Genomic DNA, 15,507 nt, shown 5'->3' with positions numbered 1-15,507 from the left:
CCTCCACCTCCGCCTCCGCCACTCGCTGCGTCGGGGCGGTCCGGACTGCGCTTATCGCTGGCGCCCCTCGGCGTCTCACCGCCGAAGCCAGTGTCGATTTTCGATTGCGGGGTGCGCGCCTGGCCGATGATGTCGCGGGAACCCAACGCAACGCCCTCCTCGTCCGGGCGAGCCGAAATCCTCACGGCTTCAGTCCTGCCCGACGATTTTGCGGCGAGCTCAACGTCACCGGGCTCGGCATCGGAATCGACGACGGCGTCCTCCTCCTTGATGGCCTGCTCCTCGGTATCCGAGCTGTGCGGCGGCCGGTGATCATCGTGCTCCGCCAACGTCGCCGGCAGGAAGCTCTTCAGGTAGGCAGTGCAGGATCCGACGATCAGCAGAAAGATGAGCGGCACGAAACGACGGGGGCGATCCTCCTTCTCCTCATAGTCCTCGCGGCCGGGCGCGGTTTCGCTGGTTTGCCGCTTGGTGGCCTGAATGTTGATCATGCGGGCCTCCTCATCTGGGATTCGCTCTCACGGGTTTCGGTAGCCGCCGCCGGCTGCAGGACCGGGGTCATGATGTCTTGCTTCTTGCCGAATGCGACCATGCGGCCAGCCTGAACGATGGCAACGAGGTCGACTGCGACCAGTGCGCTCGGCCGGTGTGCGATCACGATGGCGATGCCGCCGCGGGCGCGTATGCTCTCGATCGCGGCCGTCAGCGCGGCCTCTCCCTCTCCGTCGAGGTTCGAATTCGGCTCGTCCATCACGACGATGAAGGGGTTGCCGTACAGCGCGCGTGCCAGCGCTACCCGCTGCCTCTGGCCCGCCGATAGTGCGCAGCCCTGAGGTCCAAGCTTCGTGCGATAGCCGTCCGGCATCCTGACGATCATGTCGTGGACGCCCGCCGCTTTTGCAGCCTCGATAACCTTGCGGTAGTCCGGATCCGGCTCGAGGCGGCAGATGTTGTCCTGGATGGTGGCATCCATCAAGGCGATCTCCTGCGGCAGGTAGCCGACATGTTTGCCGAGCTCCTCCTCCCGCCATTGCGAAAGGTCTGCGCCGTCGAGCCGGACGCTGCCGCGCAGCACTGGCCAAATCCCGGTCAACGCCCGCACCAGCGTGGTCTTGCCGCCGGCGCTGGGGCCGATGATGCCGAGCGCCTGGCCAGCCTCGAGCTCGAAGCCGACCTCGCTCAGTACGACCTGTCCGGATCCCGGCACCGCGACCGTGATCTTGTCGACCGAGAGACGCTCGGTCGGCTCGGGAAGCTGCATGGGTTCCTCGGCGGCGGCGAGCGCCACGACCGTCTCACGAAGCCGATGATAGGCCATGCGCGCGGCGATGAAGGATTTCCAATTGCCGATCGCGAGATCGACGGGAGCAAGCGCCCGGGCAGAGGCCACCGATACTGCGATAATCGTGCCGGCGGACAGTTCGCCTTTGATGGTGAGATAGGCGCCAAGACCAAGCAGCGCAGACTGGAGCACCATGCGCAGCACGCGCGACACCGCCGCGAAAGAGCCGGTTATGTCATTGGCGCGGGTCTGGAGCTCGAGATGCTCCCCGTTGGCCTCGTTGAAGCGACCCACGGCACGACCCGCGAAGCCCATCGCCTTGAGGACTTCGGCATTGCGCGCGTTGCAGTCCGCAATGCCGTTACGCGCGATCGCAGCTTTTCGCAAGTTGACAGCGAGCCGCTTGGTCATGATCTCGCTCACGACCGTCAGCACGACGAGAACGAGAGCGCCGGCTACAGTTAGTGCGCCCAGCATCGGATGCAGGACGTAGATGAAGGCGAGGTAGATCGGCATCCACGGCAGATCGAACAGCGCCGAAGGGCCCTGGCTGCCGAGGAAGCCGCGGACCGTATCGACGTCACGCCCGCGCTCGAGCGCCTCAGACGTCGAGAAGCCGAAGCGCGGCATGTCGATGGCGACCCGATGCGCCAGTGGCGCGATCTTGCGGTCGATCCTTGCTCCGACCCGCACCAGCACCTGGGAGCGAACCACGTCGAAGCAGCCTTGGAACAGATAAAGCCCGATCGCAAGCGCAGAGAGTACCAGCAGCGTCGGCACGCTGCCGCTGGTCAGGGCCCGGTCGTATATCTGCATCATGTAAACGGAGCCGGTCAACGCCAGCACGTTGATCATGCCGGAGACCATGAAGAGAAAGAGACCAATGCCTCGCAGGCCCTGCGTCAATTCTTTGAGCCGGCGGCGTTTCGCAGCGGTAAGTTCTTTCGATTTCGCCATTGGATGTGATGCCGTCTGGTCGGAGGGATCGGAGGGGAGCGAGAGAGACGGGACGGGGCCAATCCCGTCTCTCTGCGGCCGCGACTACAGTGTCGTGTTCGCGGCCGTAATGTTCTGGTGTCCGGCGATCTCGATCTTGAAATCGGCGGCCGTATTGCCGTCTACGTTGCCTTGGACGACAGTGAAGTCGCCGTCGGCCCGGGTTTCGTAGGTTACCGCGAGCTGTCCGGCCGCCGTGAAGGCGGCGCCCGTGACCAGCGTGAAGCCCTGGTCTCCGGCGGCCGAGTAGTCGGCATCGATGCCGCTGAGGTCGAGCCGGTCGCCCGGCTCGAAGCCGACAATGGTGTCACCGTTGGCCGCTGCGACCGAGTTGAACTTGAAGATGTCGTTGCCGAGACCTCCGTTCATCACGTTCACCGTATTGCTAGCGACGATCGTGTCGTTTCCAGACCCGGTGTTGACGTTCTCGATTCCCCAGAGCGTGTCGTTGCCGGTCTGGGAACTCATCGCCGTTCCGTTCGACATCGGTCCGGAGCCCAGGTTGACGTAGGCGTTTGCGGTGATCGCCGACATGTCGAGAGTATCAACGCCGCTGCCACCGTCGCTGTCGTCGCCAAAATAGGCGTCGTTGCCGTCGCCGATCTCGGCCACAATCAGGTCGTTGCCTGCGCCACCGAACACCGTATCGTCGCCCGCGCCGGCATTTATCAGGTCATTGCCGCCATCGGCAAAGATACGATCCACTCCCGCGTCGCTGTAGACGATATCGGCACCGTCGCCGGCGAATACCTGATCATCGCCGGCCCCTGAGAGGATCACGTCGCGCCCGGCGCCGCCGTTCACGAAGTCGGCGCCATCGCCGGCCGAGATCGAGTCGGCACCAGCATTGCCGACCAGGACATCATCGCCGGCGAAGCCCACGATATTGTCGTCCCCGCCAGCGCCGGTGAGAACGTCGGTCTGCGGCGTACCCGCCAGGACCATCGCGGCGATCGGCGGCGCAGTGTCGGTACCATCGCCCGTGCCTGTTCCGGTGCCGGTGCCGGTGCCGGTTCCTGTGCCAGTCCCAGTCCCTGATCCGGCTTCGTCGCCATCGTCGTCACCGTCGTCGCCGCCGCCGGGGCCGTTGCCGGTGTCATCTCCATCGTCGTCGTCATCATCGTTGCCCGCATCGTCACCGTTGCCGGTGCCTGTTCCCGTTCCGGTGCCGGTGCCGGTGCCGGTGCCGGTCTGGACGGTCGCGAACACGTCTTCCGAAAGATTCGCAAGCCCGGTGTTGCGCTCAATGATTGCACCGAAGCCTTGCTCCTCGACGGTCTGATAGAAGTCGAGGTTCTCGACGCGATCGAGATAGTACAGGCGATCGCCTTCCTGGAGGCGGTCGAGTTGTTCGTGAAGCACGACCCACATGGTCTGGCCGACCACGCCGCCATTTATGTGCTTCTCCGCGAGCCCGCCGACGAACAGGTCGACGCGATCGATGCCTTTCACCGTATTGTGGTTCGGACCGGTGAGTTCGATGCCGGGATTGATCGCCTGGAATGCGGCAATGTCCCCGGCCGCCAGCACGAGATCCGGATAGGCCTGCTTGAACTGCGCGATCAAGGCATCGCTTAGGTTGTTGCGGGCCTGGAAGTCTTCCCAGGAGGTATAGGGCGTGAGGTTGCCGCCTGCGAAACCCACAGCTTCCTGAACGTACGGGTCGGCAGAGGCCATCAGGTCGGCGCGTATCTGGTTCATCGAGCCGATGCCGACGTCCCATTCTCGCGCCACGTCGAAGGCGAACACGTCTGCGCTGATCCGCACGAGATCGTTACGCACGGCATCCACGATGTTGACGTCGACCGCCTCGGCCGCCTGCAGGACGCTGCCGCCGAGGATTGCACCGACACCAAGCTGCTCGTAGCCAGGCTTCGGCACGTAGTCCGGAGGCAACATGTTCACGAAGGCACTGGAATCGTTGGTCGGGTTGAGGAAGGCATCGAACAGGTTGACCTGAGTCGGTTGACCCTGGGCATTCAGAACCGTCATCGTCTGGCCGATCAACGAATGGCCGAACCGGTAGGCTGCCGTAGCGAACTCATGGCTGACCCGGGCATCGACCTCTGGGTGATAGCCGTCGAAGCCGTGGTCGCCGTCGCCGCGCATTCCGCCGAGAAGATGATCGGCGAACTCGGTATAGACCACGCGTTGATATTCAGCCTCGTTGACGATCTTGGCCGCCTGGAACAGCTCCTCAGCTGTGCCGGTAAATCCGGCGGCCAGAAGCCCGTCCACATGGAAGTTGTGGTTGCGAGCCCAGATGGTGTGGATCGAGGTCAGCGCGATGTTCTCGTTGGCCCGTCCATCACCGGCCACATAGTGGTCGAGCAGGTTCATGAAGGGATTGGTGTCGAGCAGCAACGGGAAGCCGCTACCCATGAAGTCGTTGACCATCGCGGGCACCATCGCGTCGTTAATGACGCCGCCGTTAACAAGGCCCACGAAGTAGTCGCGGAATGCCACGTGGTGGTCGCCGGGCAGCGAGTCCGCCGTGAACACCGTGTTGTTGGCCCAATGATGCTGGATGATGTCCCGAAGCGTGGGAAGCAGGTTGAAGGCCGGGTTCGACGGATCCGGTCCGCCGGCGAGCAGCCGGCCGGAGAAGCCGCCATGCCCATCGCCTTCCCGTAGCAGCTGCCCGACCAGTTCGTCGGAGCCGTAAGCCTGGTTCTGGTCGACAAAGGGCGAGGTCTTGTTGAGGTGCTGCGGCACGCCATCGGCGTCCATCCCGGCAACCGTGCCGCGGGTCAGATCGGCGGGATTATCCGTACCCGGCGCGTGTCCGGTCCCGGGGGCACCAATCTGGAGCGTGCCATTGCCGCCCTTGCCGAGGAAGTCGAGGCCGTGGTCGAAATACTGACCGAACGCCGTGAACAGGCTGTTGACGCCGGACGCCTCTTTCGGAAGCCCAGCCTCCTGGGTGCCGAGCGCGTTGCTGATTGCGCGGGGATCGAGCCCGTTGAATAGCGGGTTGATGGCGCGATTGCCGGTCGCCGGATCGTAGTCGCCGTAATGGGCATCGGTGATGCGGATGAACGGCTGGTCTGCCGAACCATAGTTCGGATGCGCCCGGTTGTTGCCGGTACCTTCCAGATCGCGGATGCCGACCGCGTCATTGTCCTCGCCGCCTTGGAGGCCATTGACGAGGTTCTTCAGCGCGAGCACGTCGGAGGCGTTGAAGGTGATGCTGCCGTTGCCGGCCGGGTTGTCGTTGCCGCCGCCGTTTCCGCCCGGAGCGGGGATGCCATCGGGGATGACCTCGTCCTGGGGACGAGCACCGATCATTGTGTCGTCGTTACCGGTGGTATGGAAGGCAACGTGGTGCGCCGATCTCAAATTGGTCAGGTCGACGGTGGTCGCGCCACCCTGGTCGTTCACCGTGATGGTGTTGAACGACAAGTTTGTCGGATTGAAGTTTCCGATCGGAAGGACCGTGTCTGTGCCAAGGCCGGTATTGATGACGATCTCTTCGATTTCGGTCAGTTCCGCAATGATGTTGGCGTTGGTCACTGCGCCGCCAACGCCGTTGGTGTTGCGGGTGACAACGATTTCCGTTCCCGCGCCGAGACCGCTGAGCCCAGCATGCACGGCGCTGCTCTGAATGCCGTCCGCGGCGTTGTTATTCCAGTCGTCAGTGTTGGAGTAGATTCGGTAGACTTCGCTGGTGGCGCTGCCGTTGACGATGAAGGTATCGCCGAGCGCCCCCTCCGTCCCGCCATTGACGACATCGCGGCCGTCGGGGGTACTGGCGTTCCAGGTGATGGTGTCGTCGTCGGCGCCACCGTTCAGGATGTCGTTTCCGGTGCCGCCATTGAGGATGTCGTTGCCATCTCCGCCGTTGAGCGTGTCGTTGCCCCCGTTGCCATTGAGCGTGTCTGCTCCGCCGAGACCGCTCAGGGTGTCGGCGAAGTTTCCGGCCGCCGCGGTGATGACGTTGTCGCTTGCGTTGCCGGTGCCTGCAAACGCCGCGTTGGCGGTGTTGGTCAGATTCTCGACGCCGGTCGTCAGCGTGTAGGCGGCAAGCGTCGTCTCCACCGTATCGACCCCCACTTCGAGTGCCGATTCGATCACCTGGTCGCCCGCATTATCGACGACGTAGGTGTCGCTGTTGAGACCGCCGGTCATGATATCGGCGCCCGTGCCGCCATCGAGCCGGTCGTTGCCCACGCCGCCGTTGAGGACGTCGACACCGCCGCCACCCGAGAGCGTGTTCGCCGCGGCGTTGCCGGTTATCGTGTCGGCATTGTTGGTACCAACGACATTCTCGATATTGGCGATCGAGGTGAAGCCACTTGCCGTTCCAGCGAGCAGATCTACGGTCACTCCCGGACTTCCCGCAGTGTAAGCCAGCGTATCCACGCCCGCACCGAGATCGGCCGTGACCGATTCCACGCTGGTCAACGTGCTGTTCGAGACGAGGGTGAGCGCTGCGCCCACCAGGGTAACATTCAACGAGTTGTTGCCTGCGGTGCCCCCGACGGCCAGCGTATCGGTGTCTGCACCGCCGTCGATGGAGTCGGCGCCGCTGGCACCGGCAGTGATGTTGAAAGTGTCGTTCCCGGCGAGCCCGGACATCACATTGGCAGCTGCATTGCCGGTGATCACGTTAGCAAGGGCGTTGCCTGTGCCGTTGATCGCGGCGGTTCCCGTCAACGTCAGGTTCTCGACGTTGGCGCCGAGCGTGAAGGTGACCGAGGATTGCACGGTATCGATGCCCTCGTTGACCAATTCGACCGCCGTGTCGGCGCCAGTGTCGACGATATAGGTGTCGTCGCCGGCGCCGCCCGTCATCGCATCCGCAGCCGCGCCGCCGTCGAGCCGGTCGTTACCCAGCCCGCCGTTGAGCGTGTCAGCACCGGGGCCGCCGTTGATCACGTCATCCCCGTCGGATCCGTTCAGCGTGTCGCTGCCGCCCCGGCCGTTGAGGAGATTGGCCAGAATATTGCCGTTCAGGGTATCGTTGGTCGCATTGCCGCCGACCTTGGCCGAATTCGCTGAGACGAAACTCTCTGCGAGGCCATCCTGGTCAACGTAGCTGACGGTGACCCGGAAGAAATTGAGATTTCCGGTCGGCACCGTGTAGTTCTGCTGGGTCGCCGTGCCTGGAGCAAGTGTCCAGCCGTTCAGGCCATCGGTCGACTGCTCCCAGCGATAGGAGAATCCGCCTGCCCCGGGCAGACCGTTGACGTCGACGATGCCGGAGCGGTCGGCCGTGAGAACGTTCTCGGCGCCCGTGATCGTCACCGAGCCGGTGGCGCGGCCGATGAAGACATCGACCGTGCCGTTCGGCAACCCCGCCGCATCGCGGGTCGTGAAGCGAGCGATTTCGATGTTGGCGAGGGTGTCGATGCCCTCGTCATCGAGCAACGGAATCCGCAGGCCGTCTGCGCCGAGCAGCGGAGCCACGACGTTGTCGGTGACCGTCACGGTCCCGTTTGCGTTGCGGGTGATCGTGAAGTCCGCACGGGCGCCGGCAAAGGTCGCCACGTCGACATCTGTTGCGCTGGCGCCATCCGATATGATCTCGCGGACAGCTTCGAGCTGGCCCGGATTGATCTTGCCGGTGCGCATCAGGTCGGCGACCGATTTGCCGTCCCAGTCGGAATGGCCGGACCCCGTCACGATGCTTGTCAGACCGTCGACTGAGAACAGCACGGCGCCCGTGGGTCCCGTGGCATCTTTGGTCTGATGAACGGCAATGCGAACGTTGAGCCAGCGGTCGCCGTCGATCAGGTCGTTACCGGCGTTGCCCGTGATGATGTCGCTGCCGGCGCCGCCGAGCAGGATGTCGCCGCCGTTGGCCGGATTGAAGACGGTCGTGTCAGGGGCGAGGTCGCGGAAGTGCGCGCCGCCCGCGATCGCCGCGACTGTCGCTGCCGATTGGCCGAACAGGCCTCCCGGCGCGAGCTTGATGAAATCCTCCATGCCGCGGATCAGGTCCACGTTCTGGGATAGCAACTGGCTGTCGGTCACGGGGCCGCCGACCGGTCCCGTTGCGGCGCCGACCGCGCCGACAGGCGCGCTTGTCCCGATCAAGGTGTCGTCGTGCTTCCAGCCCGAGGCGCCTTCGACGGAATCGTTGCGGTCGCGGAGCGTCAGCGCGGTTTGAGTGAGGAACCGCGAGATCCCGAGGTCGATGATGCCATTCGTCTCGTCACCCTTCTGGATCGACCAGTCGAAGCCCAGCATGCCGTTGTTGCGCTGGATGCCCGCGCCCTGGACCATGATGTCATCGCCGGACTCGCCGTCGTAGTCGGTATCGTTGCCCTGGCCGTTGAGAATGTCGTGGCCGATGATGGGTGAATCAAAGAACAGGTCAGAGTTCTCACCGGAGAGACCGTCGAATCCCTCGCCGCCCTCGATCCAGTCGTCGCCTTCGTTTCCCATCAGGCCGTCGGCCGCGCTGCCACCGAGCACAAAGTCGTTGCCGGGGCCAGCAAACACTTCCTTCGGGTCCGTCACGCCCATGATGAAGTCGCTGCCCTCGCCGCCGAACAGCAGATCGATGCCCTGGTCGGCCACAATCACGTCGTCTCCCGCCTCGCCGCGGAGGAAGTCGTCACCGAACGGATCCTCGATGATGTCGTCACCGTCGCCGCCAAACACCTGATCGGATTCCATACCGGCATTGAGGTAGTCGTTGCCACCGTCGCCCCAAAGCGTGTCGATCCCCTTGTCGCCGATCAATCGATCGTTGCCCTCGGTGCCGCCAAGCACCACATGCTCGCCGCCGGAGAATTTAAGCACACCGCCGTCAAGGATCGGCTTGCCGTCGGTATCGAATACCGGATTGCCGTTCACTATGCGGGCGGTGCCCTCGATGCGCACCACCTTGGGATCAATTGCCTGCAGGAAGGGGTCATCGTGGGTTGGATCGAGGTCGCCGCGGTTGGCCGGATCGGTGTGATCGCGCGAGGGGTCCCCGCTGTAATTCTCCTGGCCCGCGAACCGGTCGAGCTCCAGGATCATGTCGGTGGTGGACATCAGGACCCCCGGCAGATGTGTCGAATGGAGATCGCCAAGGTCGGTATTGCGCATCACCAGATCGGTGAAGGAATTGGGTTCCAGCAAATTGAGCAAGTTCATGCCCTGCGTGCGGCTCAGATAGTAGAAGCGGTCGCCGTTCTGCAGGTGCTCGAGCTGGTATTCGAAGATGAAATTGAAGGTCGAGCCAAGTTCACCGCCGAACTCGTTGAGTTCCTCGGCGAGGCCGCCGATCCAGAGATCGACGTGGTTGAGGCCACCGAGGCTGTCATCATGCGGTCCCACGCCGTCAGCTGCGTAAGCGCCGGTGGCGTTGAGGAAGTCCAGCCGATCGGCCGCCAGCGGATCCGACGCGAGGATCGTGTGCGCCAGAACCGGCGGATTCATGGCGGCATTGGCCGGCACGTCCTGGTCGGTACCGAGCACGAGCACCATCGCGGCAGCGCGCTTGCCTTCCGAGGTGGTTTCCGCCTCGATCAACGGATGGGTGCCGTAGGCGGCGATGAAGTTGACCACCGACAGCGGGTGCTTGATGTGCTGTGCGAAATCGGTCCAGCTGACGTAAGGCTTGACGTCGACCGCACCGGTCATCGCGTAGATCTGGGCCCGCGCCTCGTTCAGCGGCGGGATACCGGCCTCTCGTCCTCGGGCTATATTGATGGCCGGCAGGTCAAGGGGTAGCCCCAGCAGGTTGTTGCGCACGGCCTCGACGACGAATTCGTCGATTTCGTTGCCGACCTGGCGGGACATGCCGCGGATAAGCGCGCCAGTGGCGGCTTCGTCGCTAAAGCCGCCGCCGGGCGTGATGCCGCCCGTGGTGAACTCGATCGGATTGAGGAAGGCTTTGATCAGGGTGACCTGGACTTGATCGTCCTGGTTCGGATCGTTGCTGTTGACCAAGGAAAGGTCGTTGTCGAGACGGTCGACCGTATCGGTCAGCATGGAGTGGCCGAAGCGATACACAGTGTGGGCGAATTCGGCGATGATGGCGGGGTTGAGATCCGCCGAATTCGTGAACACGAATGGATCGACGTTTGGCTGAATGCGTCGGGCAAACTCCTCGAACACCAGATGTTGGTACTGCATCTCGGTGACGAAGCGCGCCGCCTGGAACAGGCGCTCGCCGTCCCAATTCAGCGCATCGATCGCAGCGTCCTTGAGCGCGGCATTCGGCTCGGCCAGGATAGCTTCGAGTGCGGCCTGGCTGATGCCATTGCGGAGGCCGTTCGCATCCGGCGCCATCCATTCGTTGACCACAGCCGCGCTGCCCGAGGCGATAATGGTGTCCTTGTTCACTTCAACCAGGCGATTGTGCTCGGAGTGGAAGATGGTGTGGACGGCGGTGAGGCCGATATTCTCGTTGCCACGGCCGTCGCCGGTGATGAAATGCAGGTCGAGCAACTCGTTGTCGTAGACGAGATTGTGGCCCTGGTTGTCCATTGGAACGGCGTTACCGACGACATGCGCGTCAACGCCGGTGACGGGATCGATGTCGTCCGGCCGCAACTGGCCATTGACGATGACTGGGCCCGCCGTATTGGCAATGTCGTTGAGGAAGGCGTGACCAGTGCCGACGGTGTGAACCGAGAACGAGGTTGCGCCGGCGTGCGGTGTAAAGCTGGCGGGCAGGTCTGCCAACGTAATGTTATGGAGGTCGAGGCCCCCCGCCTTACCCTCGACGGTCATCAGGGTCGTGAACGTCTGGGCGCCGACCACCTCGGTCACGGTCACCATGACCTGGGCATAGCCGTGCGCACCAGGCTTGAAGCGACCGTAGGCATCGACCACCAGCTGGGGCACGTCGAGCACGTCGGCATCGTTGAGCATCAGGCCAAGCTTTGTCGCTGCCTGGGCCTTCACCTCCGCCCAGTTGGCGATGCCGCCATGAGCGCCGTTGAGCAAATGACCGCTATTTTCTGCAAATGAGTCGGCGACGGTATCGCCGTTCGAATCGACAGTGAACTTGTACTCGCGCAGGAAGACCTGATGCGAGGCGCTGGAAGTATAGGTCTGGTTCTGGTCGACGAACGGTGTCGTCGTATTCTGCGATTCGGTGCCGTTCGGATTCGGATTGCCATTCGCGTCGAACGCCGTGGTGCGCGACAGCGTCATGAAGCGCAGCTCGGGCGGAAGGTCGTCCGCGGTACCGAGGATGTGGTCAGCGCCCGCGATCAACGGGTCATCGGCTTGCAGCGGCATGTAGATGGTGCCGTTACCGCCCTTGGTCACGAGGTCCAAACCGTGGTCGAAGAATTGGCCGAAGAAGGTCATCCAGGCGCTGTTGGGCGGGGAAAGGCCGATGTCGGGGGACCGGTTCTCGATCAGAATCGAACCATCCGACGAAATCTCAAGTCCGTTCTCCTGCAGCGCGGCGACGAAGGCCGCGGAAGCGCCGGCCGCGGTGGTGCCCTGTTCGGCTGCCACAAGCGTGGCGAGATTCGACGTCGCCGTGGCGGAATACCCAGCCGCGTCAACCTGGGCCTGGAGAATCTGGGCGAATTCAGAAAACGACAGCCCGTCGCCGAGCGCTGCGGAGTAGCCACTGAGCGCAGTGTCCATTGCAGTCAGTGCTGTCTGCAGGGTCGCTGCCTTGTCAATGTCGGATTGGGCGACGCCGGCTGCGGATTGGAGTGCCACGACGACGGCATCCTGGGCCAGCTTGGCCATGTGGGCGGCCGAGGCCGCATCGCCGACCGCGGTCTGGTCGGCCGGGTCTAACGAGTTGTCGTTCATGCCGTTGCGAAACTCGATCAGCTTGGCGAGCACGTCGGCCATGCCGTTTTTCACCGCCGTGGCCGAGGCATCAGCGACGACGTAAGCGCCGTGGGTGGCGCTGTTGCCCGCAGCGGCGATCGCGGCGGCCCTCGCCGCCAGGATCGAGTCTGCGGCGGCATTCGGGTCGGCGGCGCCCACTACCTGAAGAGCAGCGACTAGCGCGGAGCGATTAGATAGCGTCTGATCCACGATTAAGTTGGAGATGATGCGGGGATCGGCATCGGCCACGCTGTGCGGGTTGACGAACGCACCAGGAGCGACCGGGACGGCGGGATCATAATTGGTATTCGTGACGAACAGGCCGTTTGGAAAGCCTGGAGTTCCCGGAGGAACCAGCATCATGGTGTCGCCGTCAGCCTCGTTGGTATAGACCGGAGTCAGCAACCGCGGGAATATCTCGTCGGCTGCGCCGGCCTGACTCTGTCCCGGCAAAAGGTGATTGAAGCTGCCGTCCACGGTTCGCAGACCGATCGGTAGCAAGGCCGCATCCTGACCGATGATGTCGATGAGGCTCTCGCCAGCGACATTCCGTTCGGCGACCTTAATCTGGTCGAGGATCTTGGTGAGATCGGCGAGGTTGACGACGAAGCTCGTGCTCATGACTTTGATCCCTGCTGCTCAAAGAGAGTTTGCGATGTGCCCACTAAGGCCCGCAAGCGATCGAAGAGGTAGGGGACAAGGTCTCAGCGTCGTCGGGACTGAAGCCGGAGTGATTGCTTGGACCTTGGTCTCATCGCCCGGCGACGTAGGTCGATAGCAAGCCACAATTGTCATCGTCAGAAAATCGGGAGGCTTTCCTTCGGAAAGACTTGCAGATGCGGGCGGCCCGGATGGAAGCGCCCGAAGGAAATTGCAGCTTGTCTCATACCGGCTTCTGAGCGTGTACGCCTGTAGAAGTCCCCGTATTCTGACGGTGCGTCATAAGGACGCGACGGAGCAGTGTCCGGAATATCCCGGGTCGTATTTTGTTTTTCTCCCGGGGATGGTGTGGCGAGTTAGTGTCTTTGAGTTCAGAAGTTATTGGAAATGTCTCAGCCCGGTTGGCAAATTAGATTGGGCATCGCTGGAATTGCACGGCGCCCCACCCCGCTGCTTCCGACCTTTTTGCTTGCAGCAGCGATAACTATCGTCTGCTCGATGACGCTACTTGCTTATGCGGTCTCCAACGCCTTGCAATCGAGTTTGACGCTCACCGCGGCCGAAGAAGGCGCATCACTTCTCGATCTTTTTCTCGGTCCGTTGGTGCAGGAGCTCATAACTACCAACAAATTGTCGGACGATAGCGTCAAGAAGCTGGACGAATTAGTCGAAACAAAGCTTGGCAAACGTTCGAAATCAATCGAGATCTGGCGGCGTGACGGCACCTTGGCTTACTCCACCGGTAACAAGCATCGTGTCGGAACGAAGTCCATACCGGCCGGGCTGAACGCCGCTTTTCTCGGACAGGCGACGGCAACCATCAAAGAAAGCGCCGATCAAAAATCGCAGCACCCCGTAATCGAAGTCTACGCCCCGCTGTACCGGTCGGGAACGAAGGAGATCATCGCGGCAGGCAAGGTCCTCAACGACGGCGAAAGACTAACGGGCGAGTTGCGCGACATCCGGATTGAGTCGGGGGCCATCGTCGCCTCTATCGCGGCGCCGATGATGTTCTTGCTGTACCTGCTGGTTAAGCGCGCAGCCCGCACGGTTCGAAGACACCGCATCGCCTTGAAGGAAAAAGTGGCGCAAACTGCTGCGCTTGCGACTCTAAACGACAAGCTGCGCCAGGAGGCAGATAACGCGCGATTGGAGTCGATTCGATCCAACGAGCGCTTTCTGAATCAACTCGGGCAAGACCTTCACGATGGACCGATTCAGGTCCTGACCGTACTCGGCCTGAAGCTCGGTGAGCTGCTGGAGACAAACGATTTGGAAGCCGCCAACGATGGTCGGCCCTCTTTCGCAGATGTTGACGAACTGCTGAACGGCACTTTGACCGAGTTGCGAGACATCGCGACGGGCTTGGTACTGCCCGAGCTCACCGACGTCTCAACGACCGAAACCTTGCGGCTCGCCGTTCGGCAGCATGAACGCAGAACCGGCACAACTGTCAAATGCGAGATCGAGAATCTGCCCTTCTGTCCCGCTCCGCTGCGCGTCTGTTTGTACCGGATCGTCCAAGAGGCGCTGAACAATGCGTATCAGCACGCCCGCGGAAATGAGCAACTCGTGGCTGCATCACAGACGCGCAACTCGCTAAAAGTTGTCGTAAGCGACAGTGGAACAGCAACAACTGCGCAACTGCAGGCGCCCAAGCGAGGTAACCACGCGGGGCTGGGATTAAACGGGGTCCGCCGGCGCGTCGAAGCGTTCAACGGCTCGCTGGATGTGATCTCGTTGACAGATGGAACTCGTGTTTCGGTTAAGATACCGCTCGTCAACTTGACGAACTGAGGTCACGCCATTGTCGCTTGGCGAACCAATTTGCTTCAGAACCGACATACGTTAACATCATCTTTCAATGCGCATTTACATTTGAAATTTCTAATACTAAGAATATGAGACAGAAATTGCCTGTTTTTACCTGACTAAGACGGCTGGCTTTTAAGTCGAACGCTTTTCGTGTTCCGGTCGACGGTTGCGCCGACTGAGTTGCGCTGTGTATTTTGTACGGGAGTTTCCCATGAGTACGGTCACGATTGCCGTCATTGATGATCATCCGTTGATGATCGAAGCCATTCACTCTTTGCTACGCCGCACTTCAGGGTTCGAAGTCATCGGATCGGGAACAACGGCCTACGACATCGTGGAACTTTGCGATCGGAACCGGCCGCAGGTCGCGGTGGTCGATCTTAGCCTCCCCGGCGACGTCTATAGCGCGATCGAAAACGCGATCAAGATTTCACCAATGACGAAGGTCGTGGCGTTCACCGCAGCTACCGGCGTCGATTCGGCCATTCGCGCACTGGACGCGGGGGCCAGCGGTTATGTCCTAAAGGGAAGCAATACCGCGGAATTGATACAGGCCATCTGGGCGGTTCAAACCGGTGAGACCTACATAACACAGAGCTTCGCAAGCAGGGTCATAGCCGGGCTCCGAGACGCTTCGCTGAGGCGCAAGGCCGCGCAGGCTGTGATCCTGAGTATTCGCGAACGGCAAATTGTTCGCCTGCTCATGAATGGCAAAACCAACAAGGAGATCGCAATTGCCATCAACATCAGCGAGAAGACCGTCAAGCACTACATGACGGCGTTGATGCAGAAGCTGCAAGTTCGCAACCGTCTGGAAGTGGTGATTGCTGCGCAGAAATTCAACGAATCTCGCGCCCCGGTCAGTTTGCATTCGTAGAAGTCCAGGCATTCACGAAGGCGGCTTTTTGTCGAACGGATGCTGCTGTAGTTTTGTATCGCCGCGTTGAGATCACGCTCCAATCACTAGCCAGGACGCCGACAAGCGTCTCCACATCCTGGCCATGATCCGTCAC

At 62.0% G+C, this 15,507-nt stretch carries 5 protein-coding genes; 2 read left to right on the top strand and 3 right to left on the bottom strand.

Features of this window, described 5'->3' with window-relative positions; translation table 11 throughout:
• From AC0L2J_RS25290 to AC0L2J_RS25280, 3 genes are all read right to left on the bottom strand, one after another.
• Nucleotides 1-491: hypothetical protein (locus AC0L2J_RS25290; protein WP_473394878.1), on the bottom strand; the 491-nt coding region annotated here is incomplete at its 3' end.
• Nucleotides 488-2,239 (bottom strand): type I secretion system permease/ATPase, encoded by a 1,752-nt coding sequence (locus AC0L2J_RS25285; RefSeq protein ID WP_473394877.1) that lies wholly within the window; start codon nucleotides 2,237-2,239, stop codon nucleotides 488-490. The genes AC0L2J_RS25285 and AC0L2J_RS25290, both read right to left, overlap by 4 nt.
• Nucleotides 2,240-2,323: 84 nt before the next feature.
• Nucleotides 2,324-12,640, bottom strand: a complete 10,317-nt coding sequence (locus AC0L2J_RS25280) for a peroxidase family protein (protein ID WP_473394876.1) — start codon at nucleotides 12,638-12,640, stop codon at nucleotides 2,324-2,326.
• A 453-nt stretch (nucleotides 12,641-13,093) separates the two neighbouring features.
• Here AC0L2J_RS25280 and AC0L2J_RS25275 point away from each other — a divergent pair, with 453 nt between their 5' ends.
• The gene (locus AC0L2J_RS25275; RefSeq protein ID WP_473394875.1) at nucleotides 13,094-14,476 is read left to right on the top strand and encodes a sensor histidine kinase; all 1,383 of its coding nucleotides are present in this window, start codon (nucleotides 13,094-13,096) and stop codon (nucleotides 14,474-14,476) included.
• A 229-nt stretch (nucleotides 14,477-14,705) separates the two neighbouring features.
• Entirely contained in the window at nucleotides 14,706-15,371 is a 666-nt protein-coding gene (locus tag AC0L2J_RS25270) for a LuxR C-terminal-related transcriptional regulator (protein ID WP_473394874.1), read from the top strand.
• The last annotated feature ends 136 nt before the right edge of the window (nucleotides 15,372-15,507 follow it).

The organism is Bradyrhizobium sp. MV1.5, assembly GCF_055807615.1.
The sequence above is the reverse complement of the archived record's forward strand: the minus strand, read 5'-3'. Positions and strand labels throughout refer to the sequence as shown.